Annotated in this window: 22 protein-coding genes, 1 pseudogene and 1 riboswitch; of the genes and pseudogenes, 8 read left to right on the top strand and 15 right to left on the bottom strand. The window is 61.2% G+C overall.

Annotation, left to right across the window (positions count from 1 at the left end; translation table 11 throughout):
* Positions 1-24: 24 nt before the first annotated feature.
* The 9 genes from PH551_RS30695 to PH551_RS30655 form a co-directional block, all read right to left on the bottom strand.
* Positions 25-1,221, bottom strand: a complete 1,197-nt coding sequence (locus PH551_RS30695) for an efflux RND transporter periplasmic adaptor subunit (protein WP_285196186.1) — start codon at positions 1,219-1,221, stop codon at positions 25-27.
* 280 nt (positions 1,222-1,501) lie between these two features.
* Positions 1,502-2,266 (bottom strand): bestrophin-like domain, encoded by a 765-nt coding sequence (locus PH551_RS30690; protein ID WP_285196185.1) that lies wholly within the window; start codon positions 2,264-2,266, stop codon positions 1,502-1,504.
* A 135-nt stretch (positions 2,267-2,401) separates the two neighbouring features.
* Positions 2,402-3,535 carry a calcium:cation antiporter gene (locus PH551_RS30685; protein WP_285196184.1) on the bottom strand — a complete coding sequence of 378 codons (1,134 nt, stop codon included), beginning with the start codon at positions 3,533-3,535 and terminating at the stop codon, positions 2,402-2,404.
* Positions 3,536-3,758: 223 nt separating this feature from the next.
* Positions 3,759-4,466, bottom strand: a complete 708-nt coding sequence (locus PH551_RS30680; protein ID WP_285196183.1) for an SDR family NAD(P)-dependent oxidoreductase — start codon at positions 4,464-4,466, stop codon at positions 3,759-3,761.
* A 162-nt stretch (positions 4,467-4,628) separates the two neighbouring features.
* Entirely contained in the window at positions 4,629-4,979 is a 351-nt protein-coding gene (locus tag PH551_RS30675) for a ribbon-helix-helix domain-containing protein (RefSeq protein WP_285196182.1), read from the bottom strand.
* 23 nt (positions 4,980-5,002) lie between these two features.
* A complete protein-coding gene (locus PH551_RS30670) occupies positions 5,003-5,599 on the bottom strand; it encodes a DJ-1/PfpI family protein (protein ID WP_285196181.1) in 597 nt (198 codons plus the stop codon).
* Between the two features lie 134 nt (positions 5,600-5,733).
* The gene (locus PH551_RS30665) at positions 5,734-6,126 is read right to left on the bottom strand and encodes a DUF779 domain-containing protein (protein ID WP_085779591.1); all 393 of its coding nucleotides are present in this window, start codon (positions 6,124-6,126) and stop codon (positions 5,734-5,736) included.
* 206 nt (positions 6,127-6,332) lie between these two features.
* Entirely contained in the window at positions 6,333-7,841 is a 1,509-nt protein-coding gene (adh, locus tag PH551_RS30660; RefSeq protein ID WP_285196180.1) for an aldehyde dehydrogenase, read from the bottom strand.
* Between the two features lie 171 nt (positions 7,842-8,012).
* On the bottom strand, positions 8,013-8,972 hold the full coding sequence (locus tag PH551_RS30655; protein ID WP_285196179.1) for a helix-turn-helix domain-containing protein: 960 nt from the start codon (positions 8,970-8,972) through the stop codon (positions 8,013-8,015).
* 208 nt (positions 8,973-9,180) lie between these two features.
* Between PH551_RS30655 and msrB the strand changes: the two genes are divergently transcribed.
* A complete protein-coding gene (gene msrB, locus PH551_RS30650; protein WP_285196178.1) occupies positions 9,181-9,666 on the top strand; it encodes a peptide-methionine (R)-S-oxide reductase MsrB in 486 nt (161 codons plus the stop codon).
* Positions 9,667-9,696: 30 nt separating this feature from the next.
* Here msrB and PH551_RS30645 read toward each other — a convergent pair whose 3' ends face one another.
* Positions 9,697-10,905 carry a TIGR03862 family flavoprotein gene (locus PH551_RS30645; RefSeq protein WP_285196177.1) on the bottom strand — a complete coding sequence of 403 codons (1,209 nt, stop codon included), beginning with the start codon at positions 10,903-10,905 and terminating at the stop codon, positions 9,697-9,699.
* A gap of 71 nt (positions 10,906-10,976) precedes the next feature.
* On the bottom strand, positions 10,977-11,399 hold the full coding sequence (locus PH551_RS30640) for a MerR family transcriptional regulator (RefSeq protein ID WP_085779586.1): 423 nt from the start codon (positions 11,397-11,399) through the stop codon (positions 10,977-10,979).
* 70 nt (positions 11,400-11,469) lie between these two features.
* Here PH551_RS30640 and PH551_RS30635 point away from each other — a divergent pair, with 70 nt between their 5' ends.
* The 6 genes from PH551_RS30635 (at position 11,470) to PH551_RS30610 (ending at position 19,692) form a co-directional block, all read left to right on the top strand.
* Positions 11,470-13,707: a heavy metal translocating P-type ATPase gene (locus tag PH551_RS30635; RefSeq protein ID WP_285196176.1), complete on the top strand. Its 2,238-nt coding sequence runs from the start codon at positions 11,470-11,472 to the stop codon at positions 13,705-13,707.
* Between the two features lie 210 nt (positions 13,708-13,917).
* Positions 13,918-14,141, top strand: a riboswitch (cobalamin riboswitch).
* A gap of 262 nt (positions 14,142-14,403) precedes the next feature.
* Entirely contained in the window at positions 14,404-14,625 is a 222-nt protein-coding gene (nrdH, locus tag PH551_RS30630) for a glutaredoxin-like protein NrdH (protein ID WP_085779585.1), read from the top strand.
* A gap of 13 nt (positions 14,626-14,638) precedes the next feature.
* A complete protein-coding gene (gene nrdI, locus PH551_RS30625; protein ID WP_085779584.1) occupies positions 14,639-15,040 on the top strand; it encodes a class Ib ribonucleoside-diphosphate reductase assembly flavoprotein NrdI in 402 nt (133 codons plus the stop codon).
* Positions 15,019-17,187 carry a class 1b ribonucleoside-diphosphate reductase subunit alpha gene (gene nrdE / locus PH551_RS30620; RefSeq protein WP_285196174.1) on the top strand — a complete coding sequence of 723 codons (2,169 nt, stop codon included), beginning with the start codon at positions 15,019-15,021 and terminating at the stop codon, positions 17,185-17,187. Before nrdI ends, nrdE begins: the two co-directional genes overlap by 22 nt.
* A 206-nt stretch (positions 17,188-17,393) precedes the next feature.
* Positions 17,394-18,368: a class 1b ribonucleoside-diphosphate reductase subunit beta gene (gene nrdF, locus PH551_RS30615; protein WP_285196173.1), complete on the top strand. Its 975-nt coding sequence runs from the start codon at positions 17,394-17,396 to the stop codon at positions 18,366-18,368.
* A 100-nt stretch (positions 18,369-18,468) separates the two neighbouring features.
* The gene (locus tag PH551_RS30610) at positions 18,469-19,692 is read left to right on the top strand and encodes an adenylate/guanylate cyclase domain-containing protein (protein WP_285196172.1); all 1,224 of its coding nucleotides are present in this window, start codon (positions 18,469-18,471) and stop codon (positions 19,690-19,692) included.
* Positions 19,693-19,697: 5 nt separating this feature from the next.
* Here PH551_RS30610 and queE read toward each other — a convergent pair whose 3' ends face one another.
* The 4 genes from queE to PH551_RS30590 form a co-directional block, all read right to left on the bottom strand.
* Positions 19,698-20,426 (bottom strand): 7-carboxy-7-deazaguanine synthase QueE, encoded by a 729-nt coding sequence (gene queE, locus PH551_RS30605; RefSeq protein WP_285196170.1) that lies wholly within the window; start codon positions 20,424-20,426, stop codon positions 19,698-19,700.
* A complete protein-coding gene (gene queD, locus PH551_RS30600) occupies positions 20,423-20,779 on the bottom strand; it encodes a 6-carboxytetrahydropterin synthase QueD (protein WP_097601761.1) in 357 nt (118 codons plus the stop codon). The genes queE and queD overlap by 4 nt, the downstream gene beginning before the upstream one ends.
* Positions 20,779-21,489, bottom strand: a complete 711-nt coding sequence (gene queC / locus PH551_RS30595; RefSeq protein ID WP_285196169.1) for a 7-cyano-7-deazaguanine synthase QueC — start codon at positions 21,487-21,489, stop codon at positions 20,779-20,781. Before queC ends, queD begins: the two co-directional genes overlap by 1 nt.
* An 87-nt stretch (positions 21,490-21,576) precedes the next feature.
* Positions 21,577-22,635, bottom strand: coding sequence for a LacI family transcriptional regulator (locus tag PH551_RS30590; RefSeq protein WP_285196168.1), 1,059 nt, complete (start codon positions 22,633-22,635; stop codon positions 21,577-21,579).
* Positions 22,636-22,943: 308 nt separating this feature from the next.
* Between PH551_RS30590 and PH551_RS30585 the strand changes: the two are divergent.
* Positions 22,944-23,382, top strand: a pseudogene (locus PH551_RS30585) (extracellular solute-binding protein); the annotation flags it as partial.

The following is a 23,382-nucleotide window of genomic DNA, read 5'->3' as shown; positions in this document are numbered from 1 at the left end:
TTCAGAAGAAGCATGGCGGCGAATTCATTGCGTTGTGGTTTTGGCCTTGGCATCGCCGGCGGCATTGGCCGTCGGGTTCATGTCCATCTTCTCGGGCGTGACCTTGCTGCCGGGAACGGCCTGCTGAACCCCTTGGGTCACCACCCAGTCTGCCGGATCGAGGCCGGATTGGATGACCCGGAGCGGACCTTCACGCTGGCCCGTCTTGACCTGCTTCTGCTCGACGACGTCGTCCTTGCCGAGAACGAGCACGTAGCTGCCGAGCTGGTTCGTTCCGATCGTATCGTCGCGCACCAGCAGGGCTTTGTCGTCGTGGCCGACCGGCACCCGGACTCTGACGAAGAGGCCGGGCAGCATGGCGTGGTCCTTGTTGTCGAACACGGCGCGGACCTGCAGCGTGCCGGTGGACGCATCGAGCTGAGGCGATGCGTAGTCGAGATGCCCCTGATGCGGGTAACCTTCTTCCGTCTGCAGGCCGATCTCCGCCGGTATGCTCGGAAGGTCGGTCTGCCTGAAGGTATGTCCCTGCTTTGCCATGGTTTCCTTGATCATCAGCACCTGCGTTTCGCTGACGTTGAAATAGGCATAAAGCGGATCGGTCTGGACGATGCTGGCGAGTTTGGTTGGGCCCGACACGCCGACCAGCGTGCCGATATCGACGAGGTGATCGGTGACGATGCCGTCGAAGGGGGCCAGCACTTCGGTATAGCCGAGATTGATCGTTGCAAGGTCGACATTGGCCTGGGCGTTGAGGATGGCTGCATTCGCCTCGTCGAGCGTCGCCTTGGCGCTGTCGACCGCGGTCTGCGTAGTGACCTGTTGCTTCGACAGATTGACCTGCCGGTCATATTCCTGCTTTGCGCCGACCTGGGAGGCCTGCTGCGAGGCGAGCGATGCCTTCGCCTGATCCAGCTGCGCCTGGTAGGTGTCGCGCTCGATGCCGAAAAGCTTGGTGCCCTTCTTCACCATCATCCCGTCCTGGTAGTCGATGGACTGGATGTAGCCCTGGACGCGCGCCTCTATGTCGACGGCATTGAGCGGCGCGGTATTGCCGGTGAGTTCGAAATAGAGCGTCACCGACTGCTGCACGGGCTGTGCGACCCGAACCGCAGGCGGCGGCGGGGGAACATAGGCGTTGCCGCTCTCCTCGCAGCCGGCAAAAACCGCCATGCCGGCAAATGTCACAAAAAGTCGCAGAGCCTTATGCAATCTCCCACGCATTGCCGCCGCCTCGACAGGTCAAGAGCCCACTGCACAGTTCACCAATCGCAATTGATCGAAGGACAATATGCAGCAATTCAAAATGCAACAGCGTCCGTTGCGCCGCTGAACGACGCGTGGCGCTGTCGTCTTCATGCGTGCCTCGACGGCGGCCCCCAATCTGCCTGCCGACGGCTTAATGCGGTATTATGTCGCGGCATTGCTAAAAATTGCAATAGCCCATAGTGCACAATTGAACTGTGACGAGGCCGGAAGAGCAGAGGCGGGGTCCGGAGTGCGGTTACGGTTTCCCGAGCCGTTCTATGGCGGACTGCAAGGGGGCGTCCGAAACGCGGACCAGCCCGATATAGGGATTGGCCATATCCGAGATCAGGAAGACCGCGCCGGCGACGGAAAGCGCGCAGACGAAAAGAATGGACAGTACCGTCGGATTGGGCGGCGCCTGCAGGCCGAAGGTCGCAAAAAGCAGCGAGAGCCAACAGACGAGAACCGCCAGGAACGCCCAGGGCAGGCCCTCGCTGCCGGATTCGACCAACAGCCAATGGGTTTCCGCCACCATGCCGCTGACATCGAGAGCGCGCGTCTTGAGAAAGTGCTGGACGGCATCCCTAGGCGACAAGGATCGAAGGTCGCTCTGAACCGCCTCGATATCCTGATATTCTCCGAGCGCCTTGCCGGATGCTTCGTCGGTGGTCGCGGCAGTCCAGCCGCGGCTCAGCCGTCTTTCGATGAGCTGGCGCAGCAGCCGGCGCGCATCGCCGGTTTCCGGGCCGTATTGTGCCATGACGCGGTCCAGCAGAAGGACCCTGGCCGCTGCCGTTCTCATCTCCACTTCGGCGTTGTCATAGGTCGATTTGGCGGATGCGATCAGCAGGCCGAGCGCCAAGGCCGACAGCGTTCCTACCACCGCGGTCGCGAGCCTGATGACGTCCTTGGATTCCGAGCTGAGATGATGATCCGGCAAGCGGCCGCGCACCATCATTCCTATCGATGTTGCCGCCGACAGAAAAACAAATACAAGTCCGCCAAGCAACAGTGAGCTCAAGCCCTGCCCCCACATCGTCACGTCAATCCCGCAAGCGTCGCGATGCTTGCAGGTTGTGCAATTGCTCCTGTCAGCATAGCGGAAGATTGAGGGGGCGTGGAACTCTTTACTTTTCTGTTCTCGCGACGGCGGAAATCATTGCTGGAAAATGAGCAGGACGTAAGCCAGGAAAAGCACCAGATGCACGGCCCCCTGCATCAGATGCGTGCGGCCGCTGGCAAAGGTGATGATGCTGACGGCAAGGGTGAGCACGAGCATCACCAGATCGCCGTGTTCCAGGCCGAGGGTGACCGGGTGTCCGTAGAGACGGCTGACGACCAGCATCGCCGGCACGGTCAGCCCGATCGTCGATAAGACCGAACCCAAAAAGATATTGACGGAGCGCTGAAGATTATCGGCGATGGATGCGCGCACAGCGCTGATCGCCTCGGGCGTCGCGACAAGCACGGCCATGACGACGCCGCCGAATGCGGTCGGCGCATGCAGGGTTTCAATGATGTAGTCGATCGGCCGTGCAAGCTGCTCGACCAGGAAGACGACCGGGCCCATATAGGCGAAGAGCAGAACGGTGTGGGGCCAGAGCTGTCCGCGAGGGGACACCTGTTCGCCGGGATGCTGATCGCGGTTGCGATCGGTTGTGAAATAATCGTGATGGCGACCGGCCTGGAGAGACAGGAATGTGGCATAAAGGCCGACCGATATGATGCCGAGTATCAGTTGCCTTGCTGCCGATGGATGCTGTCCGTCCGGGCCTGCAAGAAATGTCGGCATGACCAGGCTGAGCGTCGCCAGCGGCACGATCACCCCCAGATAGGCGTTGGCGCCCTGCAGGTTATGCTGCTGTTCCGGTCGCCGCCACGCGCCCAGCAGCAATGACAGGCCGACCATGCCGTTCAGAATGATCATGACGACTGCAAACAGCGTGTCACGCGCAAGCGTGGGATTGTTTTCGCCGTGAAGCATGACGGCTGATATTGCCATCACCTCGATCGAGGTGATGGCAAGCGTCAGAATGAGCGTGCCGTAAGGCTCCTTCAGCCGTTCCGCCAGGTGGTCTGCGTGCCGAACGACCGACAGAGCGGAGCCGAGCACGACGGCAAACAGCCACGCGAAAACGACAGCGAACCAAAGAGGATGGGAAAGCTGTGCGAAGATCTGCTCCTGGAAAGCAAGGAAGATCAAGCTCGTCGCGACGCTGACACCCAGGAACCATTCCTCGCGCACCAGTCCCGTGGCGCTGACGGCGCGTAATGCGGGACCGTCCGTCATCGAAACCACCCGCTTTCTGGCAAATGCCGCCGAGATGCGATCATCACCACCATCGTGCCCGCCCGCTGTCTCCTGCCCGCCACCTGAGCCGGGAAGATGAGGCTGCCTCAAGGCGAACAGAAGCTCAAGTCAGATCGTATGTCTTGGAGCAAAACTTGCAGGTTCGTCGCTCCATACCCCACGGACCCGCGCAAAGGAGCAGCCGATCACGCCACGCCTTGTGTTATTCGCGGCCGGTCGCCGGGATCGCCGCGCCGGTGACGACGGCTGCTGCCGGGGAAATCAGGAAGGCGATGAGGCGGGCGATCGATTGCGGCGAGACCCAGCCCTCCGTTTTCGCATTGGGCATGGCGGCGCGGTTTTCAGGCGTGTCGATCGTCCCGGGCAGAATGCAGTTGGCGGTGATGCGGTCGTCGCGGCATTCGGCGGCAAGCGCTTCCGTCAGCCGGATGACGGCGGCTTTGGAGGCGGCGTAAGCGGCCTGGTTGGGCCCGGCCTTCAGGCCGGGCGCGGCGGCGACATGAACGATGCGGCCGTAGCCCGATGCCTTCATCGTCGGGAGAACCGCGGCGCTGATCGTCAGCGCAGTGCGGGCGTTGGCGGTCATCATCGTGTCCCATTGGGCGGGGGCATCCGGGCCGACCGGTCCGATCTGGAAGCCGCCGACGGTATTGACCAACGCACTGACGCCGCCGAAGCGCTTGACGGCCCGGGCGACGGCGGCAGCGCAGGAGGCGTAATCGGTGAGATCCGTTCCGGCAATCGATAGAAACTCGCTGGACGCGGGAAGCTCGCCGGCCAAAGTTTCCAGCTCCTGGCTCGAACGGTTCATGCAGACGAGTTTCACGCCGGCGCCGGCAAGCTCCCGGACAACGGCGCTGCCGAGGTTGCCGCCGGCTCCCGTGACGATCACGGCTTTCTGGTCGTTCATGGCAAGTGATCTCCTGACGGTGCCGTTGCTGGACGCCGCGCATTGTTGGTCCAGGCTGCGCCGCAACGCAACCCCTGCGCAACCGCGCCAGTCAGGTATCTTGAGAAAGTTCGCGGAGCAGTGAGCTCCGCCCGTCATCATCCAGCTCCGTCGCGTTGGGATTCAGTGATATTTTTCCCGTTCGCGGCCGAGGATGACTGGCGCATCCAACTCGGAGATCGGGCGGGTGACGTCTGCCGGGATGTCACCGGTGAGCTGCAGGTCGAGGTACCGAGAGCAGCAGACGCGCAGGAAGGATGTGAAGTTCCCGAGATCATGGCCGGCATCGATCGATTCATGATGCAGTCGAGTAATCAGCTGCACGACGTTCATGCCGTCGCGCCGGGAGATTTCCTCAAGCTTCGACCAGAAGAAGTTCTCCAGCCTGACGCTGGTGACCATGCCATCGATGCGCAGCGACCGGGTGGTGCTTTCCCATAGCCGCGCATCCGCCTTGATGAAGAGTTCACACATGTCGTCCTCCCGCCGCCGCCTCCTCAGGCGGCGTTGGTTTCAGGTATTGACGAGGCATCGAGTATGGCTATGAACTGCCGCAGCCAGGAGGGATGCGCCGGCCATGCCGGCGCCGTGACTAGGTTGCCGTCCGAGATCGCATCGGTAATTGCAATATCTGCGTAAATGCCGCCGGCAAGTTCGACTTCCGGCCGGCAGGCGGGATAGGCCGAGCAGGTGCGGCCCTTCAGCACGCCGGCGGCGGCAAGCAGCTGCGCGCCATGGCAGATGGCTGCAACGGGTTTTCCGGCATCGAAGAAATGCCGGACCGATTTGATGACGTTGGCATTGAGGCGAAGATATTCCGGCGCGCGACCGCCGGGGATGACCAGGGCATCGTAATCCTCCGCCCGCACGCTGTCGAAAGTGGCGTTCAGCGCGAAATTATGACCTCGTTTTTCCGAGTAGGTCTGATCGCCCTCGAAATCGTGAATGGCAGTGGCGACAGTCTCACCCGCCTTCTTGCCGGGGCAGACGGCGTCGACCGTATAGCCGCAGGCGAGCAGCGTTTGAAACGGCACCATCGTTTCATAATCTTCGGTGAAGTCACCCGTGATCATCAGGATCTTAGAAGCTGGCATCGCATCCTCCCTTGAAACCAACAGGCGAAGATTAACAAAGACCGCCCGGCAGCAGGTACTATGGGAATACTACAGCCGAAATTCTCGGCCGGATACAGGTGGGCATTACGACAAGCGCGCTTTCAGATCCTTGATCAGACCGTTCTGACCGTCGCATCCGGTACGGCGCAAGCCTCGCCGCCGCCGAAGAGGCGAGAACGGGTGAGAAAGCGTTTCTCGCGGCCGTTGTCGAGCGAGAACATGCCGCCGCGGCCCGGCACGACGTCGATGATGAGCTGCGTGTGTTTCCATGCCTCGAACTGGCTGGCGCTGATATAGACCGGCACGCCGCCGATCTCGCCGAGCTTGACGTCGCTGTCGCCGACCATGAATTCATTGGCAGGATAACACATCGGTGAAGAGCCGTCGCAGCAGCCGCCGGACTGGTGGAAGAGGATATCGGGATGGTCCCGCTTGATTTCTGCAATCAGATCAAGGGCCGCATCGGTTGCGAGAACACGCGGTTCGCCGTCGACGGTCGTTTCCATGGTTCTTCCTCCTAAAGTTTGGGGGAAGAAAAAAAACCTCCCCGACCCCTCCCCACAAGGGGAGGGACTTAACTTGTTGAACTGCCTCGTTCTAAAAGCGATGTATCGCCTTGCTGAGACTTCGGTAGGGAAAGCTGGAGGAGCGGCATCATAAGCCGCTCCCCCTTGTGGGGAGGGGTTTTGAACCTCTCCCATATGAAAACATCTCAGAAGAAACCGAGCGCCTTCGGGCTGTAGCTGACCAGCATGTTCTTGGTCTGCTGGTAATGCTCGAGCATCATTTTGTGAGTTTCGCGACCGATGCCGGATTGCTTGTAGCCGCCGAAGGCGGCGTGGGCGGGGTAGGCATGGTAGCAGTTGGTCCAGACGCGGCCCGCCTGGATCTCGCGGCCGAAACGGTAGCAGCGATTGGCGTCGCGGCTCCAGACGCCGGCGCCGAGACCGTAGAGCGTGTCGTTGGCGATTTCGAGCGCCTCCTTCTCATCCTTGAAGGTTGCGACCGCGACCACAGGTCCGAAGATCTCCTCCTGGAACACCCGCATCTTGTTGTGGCCCTTGAAGATCGTCGGCTTGACGTAATAGCCGTTCGCCAATTCGCCGCCGAGATCGTTGCGCGAGCCGCCGGCCAGAACCTGGGCGCCTTCCTGCTTACCGATGTCGAGATAGGCGAGGATCTTCTCAAGCTGCTCCGTCGATGCCTGGGCGCCGATCATCGTTTCCGGATCGAGCGGGTTGCCCTGTTTGATCGCCTCGACGCGTTTGACCGCCTTTTCCATGAAGCGGTCGTAGATCGATTCCTGGACGAGGGCGCGGCTGGGACAGGTGCAGACTTCGCCCTGGTTGAGGGCGAACATCGCAAAGCCCTCGAGCGCCTTGTCGAGGAAATTGTCGTCGTCGGCCATCACATCGGCGAAGAAGATGTTCGGCGACTTGCCGCCGAGTTCCAGAGTGACCGGAATGAGGTTCTGGCTGGCATATTGCATGATCAGCCGGCCGGTCGTCGTTTCGCCGGTAAAGGCGATCTTGGCGATGCGGGGACTGGTCGCGAGCGGCTTGCCGGCCTCGATACCGAAGCCATTGACGATGTTGAGCACGCCGGGCGGCAGGACGTCGCCGACGAGTTCGGCCCAGAGCAGGATCGAAGCGGGGGTCTGTTCGGCCGGCTTCAGCACGACGCAGTTGCCGGCGGCAAGTGCCGGCGCCAGCTTCCACGTCGCCATGAGGATCGGGAAGTTCCAGGGAATGATCTGGCCGACGACGCCGAGCGGCTCGTGGAAGTGATAGGCGACGGTATCATGGTCGATCTCGCCGATCGAACCTTCCTGGGCGCGGATGCAAGAGGCGAAGTAGCGGAAGTGGTCGATCGCCAGCGGAATGTCGGCCGCCATGGTTTCGCGGATCGGCTTACCATTGTCCCAGGTCTCTGCCTGGGCAAGCAGTTCCAGCTTGTCTTCCATGCGCTGGGCGATCTTCATGAGGATATTGGAGCGCTCGGCGGCGGACGTCCGGCCCCATTTTTCCTTGGCCGCATGGGCCGCGTCGAGCGCGAGATTGATGTCTTTTTCATCGGAGCGTGGGATGTCGCAGAGTTTGCCGCCTGTGACCGGGGTCACGTTTTCAAAGTATCTGCCTTCGACCGGCTCGCGCCATTCGCCGCCGATATAGTTGCCGTATTTCAGCTTGAATGGCGATTCTACGATTTTCTGATGAAGCATGTCATCCTCCCTTGATGGTCCAGGTTCCCAAGCGAACCAGTGCGAGGAAAATGCGCATGTTTCAGCGGCCGGAACAGAGCATGTCATCCATATCGCAGTGCACACTGTCGCAGGGATGCGACAGGATCGTGTCGTGATTACCGCATGTCGATGGAACCTTCGTAGGCGTGCTCAGTGTAGGTCGAACTTCTTCATCTTTCGGTGCAGAGTGGCGCGACTGATCCCGAGTGCTGAGGCTGCCTGCGAAACGTTACCGCTAGTGCGCGACAGCGCGCGCAGCAAGGCTGCCTTTTCGGCTTCGATGATCTCCTCCTGCTGCGAGACCCCAGCCTCATGCAGGGCATCGGCGGCAGGGATGCCGGTGGCGATCCGCCTGTCGTCCAGTTGCAGCGCGATGCGGGCGGCGCGGGTTGCGCCGAGCACGAGGTCGTGCCGGTCGACAGCGAGCAGAGCGGCGGCGGAATTGGCGGGGCTCGGGACCATCAGGAAACGGGCGCCTGCAAAGGCCGAACGAAAGAGATTGAGTTCAATGCGCATGGCCGCATCGCGCACGGTCTGCGTCAGGATCGCCAAGGTCATCTCGTTTACGTCGTTGCGGCAGGTAGAGATATCAAGCGCCGCGGCCAACCGGCCACGGTGATCGCGGATCGGCGCCGTCGTGCAGCTGAGGCTGGTATTTGCGCAGAAGAAATGCTGATCGCGGAAAATGGCGACGGCGCGTTCATCGGCGAGCGCCGTGCCGATGCCGTTGGTGCCGATGCTCGCCTCGGTCCAGATTGAGCCGGTCCAGAGGCCGAGTTCGTGAAATTCCTTGTCGTCGCCGGCAGCCCCGCGGCGCTCCAGCGCAATGCCGTTCCTGTCCGTCAGAAGCAAGCAACAGCCGGCCTTGCCGACGGTGCTGAAGAGACGATCGAGCTCTTCCGTCGCGCTGGCAATCAGCTGCCCGGACTGCTCGCGGGCGCGCCGGAACTCCTCGTCGGTCAGGCGCAGCGGCGCCCGTTCGTCCTCGGGTGCGAGCTGGTGCATCGTCATGCACCGCCGCCAGGAGGCGACCACCGGAGAACTGGCGGCGGCGGAGTCGCGTTGGGCCGACGTGTAGACGTGCTCGGCATGTGCAGAGTGTTCGTGCATCGGCTCCTCCCACCGAAATTCAGCGCAGTCTGGTGGAAAAGCCGCGGGTTTGCAATCAGCCCGCACTTGGCGGTCCTCAATCCCCGACTCTTCCCGACGAAAGGACTGAATTCACATTTCGGTGTTCGTGCCGTCTTCGTGTAACAAAAGACTGCTCCCGTCCGAAGTTCTGTGCAGAAACGAAGTTTGCCGGCGAGGAGAACCGACCATGTTGAACAGACGATTGTTGCTGATGGGCGCCGCTTTCGGAGCGATGGCAGTTCGCTTGGGCCTGATCGGTGAGGCGATCGCCGGCGAGACCTTCGCGGTGACGCACAGCGAGGCGGAATGGCGCAAGCTGCTGACGCCGGATCAGTATGCCGTCCTGCGCCAGGCGGGGACGGAGTCTCCCTTCACCAGCGTCTTGCTGCACGAGGAGCGGAACGGCAGGTTCGCCTGCGCCGGCTGCGACCAGAACCTGTTTTCTTCGGCGACCAAATTCGACAGCGGCACCGGCTGGCCGAGCTTCTGGGCGCCTCTTAAAGACGCCGTCGGCACGGAGCGCGACACCGGCTTAGGCATGACGCGGACCGCTGTGCATTGCAGCCGTTGCGGCGGCCATCTCGGTCATGTCTTTGATGACGGCCCGAAACCGACCGGGCTTCGCTACTGCATGAACGGTCTTGCCTTGACGTTTCATCCGGCCTCGGCCTGATCGGGGAACAGCTGTTGTCCCGATTCTGTTCTAGCGCCGCAACCAAGCCTCGATGCCGCGCCCAGCTGCACGGCCGGTCGCCAGACAGGCGGTGAGGAGATAGCCGCCGGTCGGCGCCTCCCAGTCGAGCATCTCACCGGCGACGAAGGTGCCGGGCAGCGCCTTCAGCATGAAGTCTTCGTCGATGCTGGTCCAGCGGATGCCACCTGCAGAGGAGATCGCCTCGGCAATCGGCTTTGTATCGAGAACCGGTACCGGCAGAGCCTTGATCACGCCGGCGAGACGTTCGGGATCGGCTCGGTCGCGGTCCCGCGCGAGCTCGCGCAGCAATGCCGCCTTGACGCCTTCAAGCCCGGCACCCTTGCGCAGGCGGTTTGAAAAGCTCGACCTGGTGTCCTGCCGCGTCAAATCGCGCGCCAGCCTTTCGATCGTCCGGCCCGGGGCGAGGTCGAGCGTCAGAGTAGCGCTGCCGTGGTGCAGCAGCCGGTCGCGGAGGCTGGCCGCATGGGCGTAGACCAAGCTGCCTTCGATGCCGCTGCCGGTGATGACGAACTCGCCGGGAAAGGTGCCGGCTTCGGATGTGGCGGTGACCGACTTGACGGGCTCGCCGGCGAAACGCGCGCTGAAGCCGGCGCTCCAGTCGACGACGAAGCCACAATTGGCGGGCCGGAAAGCAGCGATCTCGACGCCCCTCTCGGCCAACCAGGGCAGCCAGGCGGCATCCGAGCCAAGGCGCGGCCAACTTGCGCCGCCAAGCGCCAGCAGGGCGGCGTCGCAATGGACGATGCTACGCCCTTCCGGCGTTTCGAAAACGTAACCGTCTTCGACAAGGCCGGTCCAGCGATGGCGGGTGCGCAACGCAACACCCCGCTCTTCAAGCCGCTTGAGCCAGGCACGCAGCAAAGGAGAAGCCTTCATCACCTTGGGGAAAACCCGGCCGGAGGAGCCGACGAAGGTCTCGGTGCCGAGCCCTGCGGCCCAATCCCTGATATCACCGGGAGTAAAGGTGTCGAGAGCGGGACGCAGACGGGCTGAAGCCGTTCCGAAGCGCGTAACGAAACGGGCATAATCCTCGGAATGGGTGATGTTGAGGCCCGATTTGCCGGCCAGCAGGAACTTGCGGGCGAAGGTCGGCATGGCGTCGTAGATTGCCACAGCATGGCCGGAGAGCGAAAGCAGCTCGGCAGCCGCAAGACCCGTGGGGCCGCCACCGATGATCGCAATCCGTTTCTGGCTCATGATGTCTTCGCCCGATTCCTTCCGGCGCAGTTTTGGCGCGGCCGCTGCTCACCTGCAAGGGTGCAGGTTCGTCAATGGTGAGAATGCGTGCATTGACCATGGTCGGCGAGAATCTCGATGACGCGGCACTGGTCGACGCGGCCGTGGCCGCAGCCCTCCACCATCATTTCCAGCTCGGCCTTCAAAGCCATCAGGCTGCGGATGCGCTGCTCAACCTCAACGAGGCGAGCCTTGGCGATGGCGTCGGCCGAGGCGCAGGACTGGTTCGGATCATCCTGCAGCGTGAGCAGTGTGCGGATTGCCTCGATCTCGAAACCGAGCTCGCGCGCGTGGCGGATGAAAGCAAGGCGGCTGATGTCGGCAGGTTCGAAGGATCGCTGGTTGCCTTCGCTGCGGCTCGGGGCCGCAAGCAGGCCGATGCTCTCGTAATAGCGCACCGTCGGCACTTTGACGCCGCTCCGGCGGGCCGCCTCGCCAATCGTGATCTTTTTCATGATTTTTCTCTTGCACCTCTAGTCGCTAGAGGATGTAGGAGGGATGCTTCTGTTTGACAAGGAAGCGGATATGGCTGAGACGAGCGAGACACGATACAGGGTCGGCGGCATGGATTGCGCCGCCTGCGCGAGCAAGATCGATACCGCAGTCAGGCGCATAGCGGGCGTTGCCGATGTCTCAGTCTCGGTGGTGACGGGCACCATGACCGTCCGGCATGACGGCAGCAGCGATCTCAAGGCAGTCGAGAGGAAGGTGACGGGGCTTGGTTATTCCGTCTCGCCCTTTGCCGGAAATGCGGCGCCCGCGCGTGAAGACCGCGCGCACCATCATCACGAACATGCCGCTCATGGCCATGGAGATCACGATCGTGCCGGGCATGATCACGGCCATGCCCATGACGAGAAGGAAATCGAAGGTCTGCATGGGCACGACCATGCGCCGATGGCCGGTCCCTGGTGGCAGAGCAAAAAGGGCCGGCTGACCATCTTCTCGGGTACGGCGCTGATTGCCGCCTATGCCGTCGGCCATCTCGTGCCGGCGATCGCATCCTATGCCTTCATCGTCGCCATCCTGGTCGGCCTGGTGCCGATCGCGCGGCGCGCCGTCATGGCGGCTCTCTCCGGCACGCCGTTTTCGATCGAGATGCTGATGACGATCGCCGCCGTCGGCGCCGTCATCATCAATGCGGGCGAGGAAGCGGCAACGGTCGTATTCCTGTTTCTCGTCGGCGAGTTGCTCGAAGGCGTGGCGGCGGGCAAGGCGCGTGAAAGCATACAGTCGCTGACGGCCCTGGTGCCGAAGACTGCGCTGCTCGAAGACAATGGGCAGATGCGGGAGGTGCCGGCTGAAAGCCTTGCCGTCGGCACGGTTATCATGGTTCGCCCCGGCGATCGCATCTCTGCCGACGGCGTCATCGTATCAGGCGAGAGCGCGATCGACGAGGCGCCTGTAACGGGCGAGAGTACGCCGGTGCGAAAGGGCGTCGACGCGGTTGTCTATGCCGGCACGGTCAACGGCGATGCGGTGCTGAGGGTTCGAGTCACAGCGGCCGCTGCCGACAATACGATCGCCCGCGTCGTCAAGCTGGTTGAAGAAGCGCAGGAATCGAAGGCGCCGACGGAGCGCTTCATCGACCGGTTTTCGCGCTACTACACGCCGGGTGTGGTCGTGGTTGCCGCCCTGATCGCGGTCGTTCCGCCGCTGTTCTTCGGCGGCACGTGGAGTGAATGGATCTACAAGGGTCTTGCCATCCTGCTGATCGGCTGCCCTTGCGCCCTCGTCATCTCGACGCCGGCGGCGATCGCCGCTTCGCTGTCGGCCGGTGCGAGGCGCGGGCTGCTAATGAAGGGCGGCGCGGTCCTGGAGACGCTCGGCAAGGTGACGATGGTCGCCTTCGACAAGACGGGCACGCTGACGGAAGGCAAGCCTCGGGTGACCGACATCCTTTCCTTTGGGTTGAGCGAGGCGCAGCTCCTGTCACGCGCGGCGGTGCTGGAGCAGGGCTCCAGCCATCCGCTGGCGCTCGCTATCCTGGTCCGCGCCAAGGAGGACGGCGTGCCCGTGCCGCCCGCCTTCGAGCTGGAAGCGCTGCCGGGCAAGGGTGTCACCGGCAAAGTCGGCGGCGAGACATTGGATCTCTTGTCGCCGCCCGCCGCACGCGAACGTGGGGTGCTCAACGCGGAACAGGAGGCGCGTATTGCAGGGCTCAATGATGAGGGCAAGAGCGTGTCGGCGTTGCTCGTCAATGGCGCCACGGCCGGCCTGATCGCCATGCGCGACGAGCCGCGCGAGGATGCCGGGGCCGGGCTCTCGGCGCTCAAATCGGCCGGGGTCAAGGCGATGATGCTGACGGGCGACAACAAGCGGACGGCGGCGGCCGTCGCCGGCATGCTCGGCATCGACTGGCGGGGCGAGATGATGCCCGAGGACAAGCAGCGGGTCGTCGGCGAATTGAAGCGCAAGGGCTTCATAGTCGCCAAGGTCGGCGACGGCATCAACGACGCGCCGGCGCTCGCCGCCGCCGACATCGGTATCGCCATGGGCGGCGGCACCGATGTGGCGCTGGAGACGGCCGATGCCGCCGTGCTACACGGGCGCGTTGGTGACGTGGCGCGAATGATCGCGCTTTCGCAGCGCACGATGCGCAATATCCTCGAGAATATCACCATTGCACTCGGGTTGAAGGCTGTCTTCCTGGTGACCACGATCATCGGGATCACCGGGCTCTGGCCGGCGATTCTCGCCGATACCGGAGCCACCGTGCTGGTTACGATCAACGCGCTCAGGCTGCTCCGCGTAGAGGAATAAATCCTTTCCTCTTCGGAGCGCCGATTAGGGCCGATCCGGAATCGAAAACCGCAGAGCCGGCTACAGGCCGGCTCTCGTCGTTCAGGCCTTCTCCACAGTTCGTTTTGTTTAAGCCTTCATTATCCATAGTTTTTCACAGGAACGCAGTAATTTCAAACCTGCCGTAACGCAACGCACAAACCATCCGTTGACGTGAATTTCGATTCGCGTACTATATCTAGTGTTCAAGGTTCCTTCGATTCGTGAGGATCGTGGGCTAAGACGGGAATACGGTGCGTCTCGCCATGAGGGTGGGGCAAGGCCGGAGCTGCCCCCGCAACTGTGAGCGGAGAGCAACTGTCCGATTTCGGGTCACTGGGGCATGATACCTCGGGAAGGCTGGGCAGGTGCTTCGACCCGTGAGCCAGGAGACCTGCCTTGAATGAAACGTCCACGGGCGGGGTGTCCGGAAGGTCGCGTGCATGCAGCGGAATGATCCGCGCCTGTTGCGCTGCCCCGAACGACCGCATGAGCACTTCGGGGTTTGAAGTCATGTCGAGAGCATCAAGGCCGGCGCCCGCGCACATCCTGCGAGGGACCAAGTCAGGCGTTTAAAGCGCCAACCTTGCCAGATCACTATCAAGCATTTCCCCGGACGCCGCATGGCGCCCGATCCCAGTCCTGCGTCCTGAATTCATTGACTTCACGAGGAACATGATGAGCGTTACCGTTTACAGCAAGCCGGCCTGTGTCCAATGCACGGCCACTTACCGCGCCCTCGATCGCCTGGGCGTGGATTATGAGATCGTCGATATTTCCGAGGATGCCGAAGCGCTCGATCGCGTGCGTGGCATGGGCTACATGCAGGTTCCGGTCGTCGTTGCCGGCGAGCAGCATTGGGCGGGCTTCCGCCCCGACATGATCAGCGCGCTCTCCTGACCGGAGAAAAGCGGTGGGGCTGATCGTCTATTATTCCAGCCGATCCGGGAACACCCATCGTTTCGTCGAGAAGCTGGGATTGCGCGCGGCGCGCATCCCCCTCGGCGCTGAGGCCATCCACATTCGCGAACCCTATGTGCTGATCTCGCCTACTTATTGCGGAAACGGCGGTAAAGGGGCCGTGCCCAAGCAGGTGATCCGCTTCCTCAACGAGGCGGAAAACCGCTCCAACATCCGCGGCGTGATTGCTGCGGGCAACAGCAATTTCGGCGAGACCTATGGAATCGCCGGCGATGTCATCTCGAAGAAGTGCCAGGTGCCGTACCTCTACAGGTTCGAGCTCCTGGGAACTGCCGAGGATATCGCCAATGTCAAAGACGGGATGGGACGATTTTGGACACGGGAACAAATCTGACGCGGGACGCGGGCGCAAAACCGCTGAAAGCGGCCGAAACACTCGACTATCATGCACTGAACGCGATGCTCAACCTCTACGACGACGAGGGAAAGATCCAGCTCAACAAGGATCGCATGGCGGCCAAGCAATATTTCCTGCAGCATGTGAACCAGAACACCGTGTTCTTTCACAATCTTCGGGAAAAGCTCGATTACCTCGTCACGGAGGGCTATTACGAGCAGGAGGTTCTCGACCAGTATTCCTTCAATTTCGTCCGCGACCTGTTCGATCAGGCCTATGCCAGGAAATTCCGGTTTCCCACCTTCCTCGGGGCTTTCAAATATTACACCAGCTATACGCTGAAGACCTTCGACGGAAAGCGCTATCTCGAGCGCTACGAAGACCGCATCTGCATGGTGGCGCTGGCTTTGGCGCGCGGCGATGAGGCCCTTGCTCGCGACATAGTCGATGAGATCATTTCCGGCCGCTTCCAGCCGGCAACGCCCACCTTCCTCAATGCCGGCAAGAAGCAGCGCGGCGAACTCGTTTCCTGTTTCCTGCTGCGCGTCGAGGACAACATGGAATCGATCGGCCGGTCGATCAATTCGGCGCTGCAGTTGTCGAAACGCGGCGGCGGCGTGGCCCTGTCGCTGACCAATATCCGCGAGGCGGGCGCGCCGATCAAGCAGATCGAAAACCAGTCCTCCGGCATCATCCCCGTCATGAAGCTCCTGGAAGACAGCTTCTCCTATGCCAATCAGCTCGGTGCGCGGCAGGGGGCGGGTGCGGTTTATCTGAACGCCCATCATCCCGATATCATGCGCTTTCTCGACACCAAGCGTGAAAACGCCGATGAGAAAATCCGCATCAAGACGCTGTCGCTCGGCGTTGTCGTGCCCGACATCACCTTCGAACTCGCCAAGAACAATGAGGACATGTACCTGTTCTCGCCCTACGACGTGCAACGGGTCTACGGCGTGCCTTTCACCGAGATTTCGGTGACGGAGAAGTACCGGGAAATGGTGGCGGACGCCCGCATCTCGAAGAAGAAGATCAAGGCGCGCGAATTCTTCCAGGTCATCGCCGAAATCCAGTTCGAAAGCGGCTACCCTTACATCATGTTCGAGGACACGGTGAACCGCTCGAACCCGATTGCCGGGCGCATCTCCATGAGCAACCTCTGCTCGGAGATCCTGCAGGTGAGCGAGGCGAGCGACTATTATGACGACCTTTCCTACAAGCATCTCGGCAAGGATATTTCCTGCAATCTCGGCTCGCTGAACATTGCTGCGGCGATGGATTCGACCGACTTCGGCAAGACGATCGAGACCTCAATCCGGGCGCTGACAGCGGTGTCCGATATGAGCCATATCTCCTCGGTTCCTTCGATCGAGAAAGGCAATGACGAGAGCCATGCGATCGGCCTCGGGCAGATGAACCTGCACGGATACCTCGCCCGCGAACGCATCTTCTATGGCTCTGAGGAAGGTGTCGATTTCACCAACATCTATTTCTATGCGGTGACCTATCACACGCTGCGTGCCTCCAATCGTCTGGCGGTCGAGCGTGGTGTGAGCTTCAAGGGGTTCGAGAATTCGAAATACGCTTCAGGTGACTATTTCGACAAATATACCGAGCAGGAATGGAAGCCGGCGACCGAAAAGGTGCAGGCGTTGTTCGACAAATCGGGCATCCATATTCCGACACAACAAGACTGGGTGGCGCTGAAAAAGGCGGTGATGGCCTCAGGCCTCTATAACCAGAACCTGCAGGCGGTGCCGCCGACGGGCTCGATCTCCTATATCAACCACTCGACTTCCTCGATCCATCCGATCGTCTCGAAGATCGAGATCCGCAAGGAAGGAAAGATCGGCCGCGTCTATTATCCGGCGCCGTTCATGACCAATGACAATCTCGACTACTATCAGGACGCCTACGAGATCGGGCCGGAGAAGATCATCGACACCTATGCGGCAGCAACCCAGCATGTCGACCAAGGCCTGTCGCTGACCCTGTTCTTCCGTGATACGGCGACGACACGCGACATCAATAGGGCGCAGATTTACGCCTGGAAGAAGGGCATCAAGACGATCTACTACATCCGCCTTCGCCAGATGGCGCTGTCGGGGACCGAAGTGCAGGGCTGCGTGTCTTGTACGCTGTGATTTGATTTCGGCCGCGTGCCTTTGAGCAAATGGCCCACTCATCCGCCTGCCGGCACCGGCCGGGGTCGAGCCACGGGTCTCGACCCGTCCTTCGGACCCCCGATGGGGAGAAGACATTTGCGGCGGACGCCACATCCCCTCTCCCCTCGGGAGAGGGCAGGGTGAGGGGCTCCGAGCGCCATCAGATATTGGAAGGACAAATCATCATGAACATCGCCGTAACGCCAATCAGCCGCGTGCGCGCCATCAACTGGAATCGCATCGAGGACGACAAGGATCTCGAGGTCTGGAATCGCCTCACCGGCAATTTCTGGCTGCCGGAAAAGGTGCCGCTGTCGAACGACATCCCTTCCTGGGCGACGCTGACGGCGGCCGAGCAGCAGCTGACCATTCGGGTCTTCACCGGATTGACGCTGCTCGACACGATTCAGAACGGAGTCGGCTCCATCAGGTTGATGGAGGATGCGGCGACGCCGCATGAGGAGGCAGTGCTTTCCAACATCTCCTTCATGGAAGCGGTGCATGCCCGTTCCTATTCCTCGATCTTCTCTACGCTGTGCTCGACGCCTGATGTCGATGATGCCTATCGCTGGTCCGAGGAGAATGAATTTCTTCAGCGCAAATCAGCGCTGGTCATTGAGCAATATGCCTCCGGCGACCCTTTGAAGAAGAAGGTCGCCAGCGTCTTCCTGGAAAGTTTTCTGTTCTATTCCGGCTTCTATCTGCCGATGTACTGGTCGAGCCGCGCCAAACTCACCAACACGGCCGATATGATCCGGCTCATCATCCGGGACGAGGCGGTGCACGGCTATTATATTGGTTACAAATTTCAGCGCGGGCTGGAACGGCTTTCCGAAGAGCGCCGTCAGGAGATCAAAGATTTCGCCTTCGACCTGCTGCTCGACCTCTACGATAACGAGGCGAGATATACCGAAGCGCTCTATGACGGAGTCGGACTGAGCGAGGACGTCAAGAAGTTCCTCCACTACAATGCCAACAAGGCGCTGATGAACCTCGGCTACGAAGCACTGTTTCCGGCCGAAGCCTGCAAGGTCAATCCGGCGATCTTGTCGGCGCTGTCGCCGAATGCCGACGAGAACCACGACTTCTTCTCCGGCTCGGGGTCCTCCTATGTCATCGGCAAGGCCGTGGCCACCGAAGACGAGGACTGGGATTTCTGAGACTTAATTGCAGTCTCCCCTTATCATTTGCTTCGCCATCGACCACATTCACGGAAAATGAATTCGGTGTTCGTCGGTGATGCGGCGTAGTGGGGTTTCGATGTCTTCTTTTTTGAACAACGCCGGGGCTGCCGTTGAAACGGATGACGGCGCCTGGCCGATCCGCCGGAGGCGGATCCTCGACTGGCTGGTGAACGAGACGCGCGGCGAGCGCTTCATCGACAACATCCTGGTGGCAATGTGCGAAAAGCTTTTGGCAGCGGGGGTGCCGGTGGCGCGCGCGACGCTGCATTTCAGGACTAACCATCCGCAATGGATCGGCGCCCGCATCCTTTGGAAAGAGGGCATGGCGGAAGCGAAAATCGATACATTCGCCTATGGTGTCGAAACCACGCCGGAATTCTTGAAGAGCCCGGTTAACGCGATCCATCAGGGTGCGGAGGAGTTTCGTAAACAGTTGGAAGGTGCAGCCGAAGACGACGAAGATAGTCTCTTTCAGGAATTGCGCGACGACGGCCTCACGGAATACATCGCCTGGCCGATCGAGCATACTTTCGGGAAACGTCACGTCGTGACATTTTCCACATCTCGGCCGGGTGGTTTTACGGGCGAGCATACCGATTTCCTACGCGATCTCCTGCCGGCGCTGACCCTGGTCAGCGAGATCAGGCTGAAGAACATCATGGCACGCACGCTGCTGCAGACCTATGTGGGACCGCACGCGAGCGAGCATATCCTGTCAGGTGTCACGACCCGCGGCAGCGGCGCGACCGTCGGCGCGGCCATCATGATCTGCGATCTGCGCGATTTCACGGCGATCTCCGATCTCTGGCCGCGTGATGACGTCATCCACCTGCTGAACGATTATTTCGACGCCATGTCGGATCCGATCGAACGACATGGCGGGGAAATCCTGAAGTTCATGGGAGACGGGCTGCTGGCAATCTTCCCGCTAGCCAAGGAGACGGCCTGCCTCGATCTGCTGCAGGCGATCCGCGAAGGGCAGGCGTCGATGGCCGAGCTGAACGAGGAGCACCTGCGCACGGGACGGGAACCGCTGCGCTACGGCGTCGGTGTGCATGTCGGCGATGTCATGTACGGCAATATCGGCTCGCGCCGCCGGCTGGATTTCACCGTCATCGGCCCGGCGGTCAATGTCGCCTCGAGGCTGGAAAGCCTGACCAAGGAGGTCAAGCGGCCGGTGCTCTTGTCGCGGGCCTTCGTCGAAATGGCGGGCTGCGCCAAAGACATGGACAGTCTCGGCACCTTCCCGTTGCGCGGGCTCGGAGAGCCTGTCGATGTCTTCGCTTTTCCGGAACCATAGCGGGCTCAGACGCGGCGCTTGTTTCCCCAAAGCAGCACGTGCAGTTGCGGCAGGACGCGCGGCGCAAACCATTGGTCGACTGTCACCTTCTCGACAAGCCAATGCATGCGATCCATCACGCCGTCGATATCGATGCGCGCGTCGTCGTCATCGGGGGGCGGCGGTGTATGGTTGCCCGGCTGAAGGTACAAGGGAATATAGGGATAGCGCTCGCCCGCCTCTCGGGCGAACGCATAATCGGCATCGTCGAAGACGACGATTTTCAAAGCGATCTCCGGTCCGCCGGCGGACAGCCGAAGACAATTGTCGACCTGCTCCCAGTCTGTCTGCATTCCGCTCGACGGCGGCTTGGGACTCAAGACCAGCGTATCGAGATCGCGAAACCAGTTCCGGGCGACACTTCCCTGGGTTTCCAGCGCGAAGCGGTATCCCTTGGCATGGCCGAGTTCGATCAGCGGCCCCAGCGGCTGGATCGCCGGATTGCCCCCCGAAAGGGAAACCGTCAGCGGTCTGCTTCCGGAAAGCCTGGTGACCTCCTGCCAGATCGACTCTACGGACATCGGCATCCATTGATCCCGGAAGGCGCTATCGACCGCGTGAAGGCTATCGCACCAGGAGCAGCGATAGTCGCAACCGCCCGTCCTGACGAATACCGTCGGCAGGCCTATCAATGCGCCTTCGCCCTGTATGGTCGGACCGAAGATCTCGCTGACGCGGATGGTCTCCGCGCTCATGGCCTGTACTCCGCCCAGGTCTTCGGCGTTTCGCTGACGCGGACGGACGAAGTCTCGGGGAAGCGCTGCTTGCACCAGTCGTAGAAGTGCTTGGCCAGGAACTCGGAGGTGACTTTCGAATGACCGAACACGTCGTTCAGATGTCGATGATCGAGAGTCTCGTCAATATAGCTTTTGAGCGGCGAGAGGTCGTGATAGTCGCGAACGAAGCCGTCGTCATTCAGGGTTTCGGCAGAAAGTTCGATGACGACGATATAGTTGTGACCGTGGAGCCGGGCACATTGATGATTGGCCGGCAGATGATCCAACTGATGCGAGGCGGAGAGATGAAATTCCTTGGTGATGCGGTACATCAACGCACCTCCGTCGCGGCAAATTGCGACACCGCCGCTTTCCAGAAGTCGCGATCCTCGTATTCCGTCGGATCGGCGACACCGGCAAGGTGGAAGGCTTCGCGACGTTCGACGCAGGTTCCACAGCGCCCGCAATGGAGACTGCCGCCCTTGTAACAGGACCAGGTTTCCGCGAAAGGCGTGCCGTGTTTTGCGCCATCGGCCACGATGTCAGTCTTGGAAATGTTGACATAGGGTGCGAGCAGCTTGACGCTGGCATAACCGTCCAGCGCTTCGTTCTGCATGCGCTGGAAAGCATCGATAAAGCCCGGCCGGCAGTCGGGATAGATGAAGTGATCGCCGCCATGCACGGCGACGGCGACCGCATCCGCTTTCTGCGCGGCGGCCAGGCCGAAGGCGATGGCCAGCATGATGGCATTGCGGTTGGGTACCACGGTGGCCTTCATGGTTTCCTCGGCGTAGTGGCCGTCCGGAACCTCGACATTGTCGGTCAGGGCCGATCCGCTGAGATGGCCGCCGATGGCGGCGATGTCGATAATATGATGGGGGACGGCAAGGCGCGCGGCGCATCGGGCGGCAAAGTCGAGTTCCTTGCGATGCCGCTGGCCATAGTCGAAGGAGACGAGACCGATAAGCTGCTCTTCCGCCGCCATCCTGTGGGCAAGCGAAACGGAGTCGAGTCCGCCGGAGCAGACGACGATGGTTTTCATATTTTGGATTCCCTTGTTTTGACCGGGTGGGCTGCGACCGGATTACACGCGCGCTTCTACGCCAAATCACGCTTCATGAAAACAGTTTTAGCGTTGACCGATCGGAAAGTTGATCTGCGGCGGCAGAAGAAGCTGCAAATTCTCCGCGTCGGGATTGTTGATGCGATGCAGCAGCATGCGGCCGAGATCCTCTCCCGCCGCCGTCAGATCCTCATGGATCGTATCGACCTTCGGCTGCAACTGAGTGAGAAGGCGCGATGTCTCCTTGGCGACGATATCGTAGTCGGCCGCGAGCGTCTGGCCGGTATCGCTCATGCCGCTGATGACGGCAAGCGCCGAAACTTCGCCGGGGCAGATGAAACCATCGGGAGCCCCCGGCGCGGCGGCGCGGCCGCGGATGAAGTCGCGCAGCACATCCGCCGGCGTGTCGAGATCGACGGTCTCGGGGATTTCATAGGCGACGCCGGCCTGCCGTACCGCCGTCATGAAGCCGTGCAGGATATGTTGGCAGAAGGTCAGCCGTTTCGGCGGCAGGATCACCGCCACCTTGGTGCGGCCCTTGGCGATCAGCCGGCGTGTCGCTTCATAGGCAAAGGTGAAGTTGTCGTAGTCGACATAGGGATGCCGCGTCGAAAATTCCGTGCGGCCGTGACAGATGAAGGGAAAGCCGGTTTCGAGCAACAGGCGGACGCGGGCATCGAGCGGCTCGGTCCGGGTGAAGATCAGCCCGTCGGCAAGGTGGTTGCGGATGATGTATTCGGCGGCTTCGACATTGGTTGTCGACAGGAAGTTCGGAGCGACGACAAGATGGTAGGACGTCTCTTTCAGCGCCTTGGCAATGCCGTACATGATCGAGGTGCTGAAGCCGACCACCTCCTCGTGGGAATCAAGCAGGATGGCGACGACGTTGGTGCGGCCTGTCTTCAGACGCTGCGCCGCCCGATCCGGGAGATAGCCGATTTCGCGGGCGATACGGTGCACCCGTTGGCGGGTCTCGAGCGAAATCTGCGGCGCATCGGAAAGCGCGCGCGACACCGTTGTCACCGCAAGGCCGGCAATCGAGGCGATCGTTCGCAAGGTCGGCTTGCCGCGCTTGGGCGTAATATCAACATTTTCGCCGCGATGCGGCCGGGACGGTTCGGTCACTCTAGGCTTTCCATGCTGGAATTGCCGATACAATAACATGATGACTCGGGTTCGCAATCCGAGGAATGAAAACGTTTTAAATTTTAACACCTCATTATCCTTTCGGATTATTTGACTACAATTCAACGTGTTATGCGAATAAGCATATTTTTCTCGAGTGTCGAGAAAGGGCTTGACGACCAAAGGCTTATAACGTTTTAAATTGTTAACCGCGCGGAGGAGCGCGGCTTCATGCCGACCGCCGCAATGGCGGGACGCATCTGGTGGCGGGGAGGGTCCCGCCGCCGATTTCAAACGGGAGGAAATTCATGCGCAAATTCATGAGCTCGGCAGCTGTCGCTGTCGTGATGCTGGCTGGTTTGGGTGCGGCGCAGGCCGCCGACGTGAAGGAAGTGCAGATGCTGCACTGGTGGACGTCTGGCGGCGAGGCGGCCGCGTTGAACGTTCTTAAGGAGGATCTGTCGAAGGAAGGTTTTGCCTGGAAGGACGTTCCGGTTGCCGGCGGCGGTGGTGATGCGGCGATGACGGCGCTGAAGGCGATGGTGGCGGCCGGCACTTATCCGACGGCCTCGCAGATGCTGGGCTATACCGTGCTCGATTACGCGCAGGCCGGCGTCATGGGCGACCTGACGGAGACGGCCAAGAAGGAAGGCTGGGACAAGTCGGTGCCGGCCGCACTTCAGAAGTTCTCCGTCTATGACGGCAAGTGGGTCGCAGCCCCCGTCAACGTCCACTCGGTCAACTGGC

Origin of the sequence: Rhizobium atlanticum (assembly GCF_030182485.1) — a bacterium.
Classification (GTDB): Bacteria; Pseudomonadota; Alphaproteobacteria; order Rhizobiales; family Rhizobiaceae; genus Rhizobium.
Note: the sequence above shows the minus strand (reverse complement) of the source record. Positions and strands in the feature narration are given on the sequence as shown.

What these genes read in the sequence shown, in the direction of transcription:
- PH551_RS30695 (WP_285196186.1), bottom strand. Translation starts at nt 1,221, where the DNA reads ATGCGTGGGAGATTGCATAAGGCTCTGCGACTTTTTGTGACATTTGCC.
- PH551_RS30685 (WP_285196184.1), bottom strand. Translation starts at nt 3,535, where the DNA reads ATGACGGACGGTCCCGCATTACGCGCCGTCAGCGCCACGGGACTGGTG.
- PH551_RS30680 (WP_285196183.1), bottom strand. Translation starts at nt 4,466, where the DNA reads ATGAACGACCAGAAAGCCGTGATCGTCACGGGAGCCGGCGGCAACCTC.
- PH551_RS30675 (WP_285196182.1), bottom strand. Translation starts at nt 4,979, where the DNA reads ATGTGTGAACTCTTCATCAAGGCGGATGCGCGGCTATGGGAAAGCACC.
- PH551_RS30670 (WP_285196181.1), bottom strand. Translation starts at nt 5,599, where the DNA reads ATGCCAGCTTCTAAGATCCTGATGATCACGGGTGACTTCACCGAAGAT.
- PH551_RS30665 (WP_085779591.1), bottom strand. Translation starts at nt 6,126, where the DNA reads ATGGAAACGACCGTCGACGGCGAACCGCGTGTTCTCGCAACCGATGCG.
- adh (WP_285196180.1), bottom strand. Translation starts at nt 7,841, where the DNA reads ATGCTTCATCAGAAAATCGTAGAATCGCCATTCAAGCTGAAATACGGC.
- PH551_RS30655 (WP_285196179.1), bottom strand. Translation starts at nt 8,972, where the DNA reads ATGCACGAACACTCTGCACATGCCGAGCACGTCTACACGTCGGCCCAA.
- msrB (WP_285196178.1), top strand. Translation starts at nt 9,181, where the DNA reads ATGTTGAACAGACGATTGTTGCTGATGGGCGCCGCTTTCGGAGCGATG.
- PH551_RS30645 (WP_285196177.1), bottom strand. Translation starts at nt 10,905, where the DNA reads ATGAGCCAGAAACGGATTGCGATCATCGGTGGCGGCCCCACGGGTCTT.
- PH551_RS30640 (WP_085779586.1), bottom strand. Translation starts at nt 11,399, where the DNA reads ATGAAAAAGATCACGATTGGCGAGGCGGCCCGCCGGAGCGGCGTCAAA.
- PH551_RS30635 (WP_285196176.1), top strand. Translation starts at nt 11,470, where the DNA reads ATGGCTGAGACGAGCGAGACACGATACAGGGTCGGCGGCATGGATTGC.
- nrdH (WP_085779585.1), top strand. Translation starts at nt 14,404, where the DNA reads ATGAGCGTTACCGTTTACAGCAAGCCGGCCTGTGTCCAATGCACGGCC.
- nrdF (WP_285196173.1), top strand. Translation starts at nt 17,394, where the DNA reads ATGAACATCGCCGTAACGCCAATCAGCCGCGTGCGCGCCATCAACTGG.
- PH551_RS30610 (WP_285196172.1), top strand. Translation starts at nt 18,469, where the DNA reads ATGTCTTCTTTTTTGAACAACGCCGGGGCTGCCGTTGAAACGGATGAC.
- queE (WP_285196170.1), bottom strand. Translation starts at nt 20,426, where the DNA reads ATGAGCGCGGAGACCATCCGCGTCAGCGAGATCTTCGGTCCGACCATA.
- queD (WP_097601761.1), bottom strand. Translation starts at nt 20,779, where the DNA reads ATGTACCGCATCACCAAGGAATTTCATCTCTCCGCCTCGCATCAGTTG.
- queC (WP_285196169.1), bottom strand. Translation starts at nt 21,489, where the DNA reads ATGAAAACCATCGTCGTCTGCTCCGGCGGACTCGACTCCGTTTCGCTT.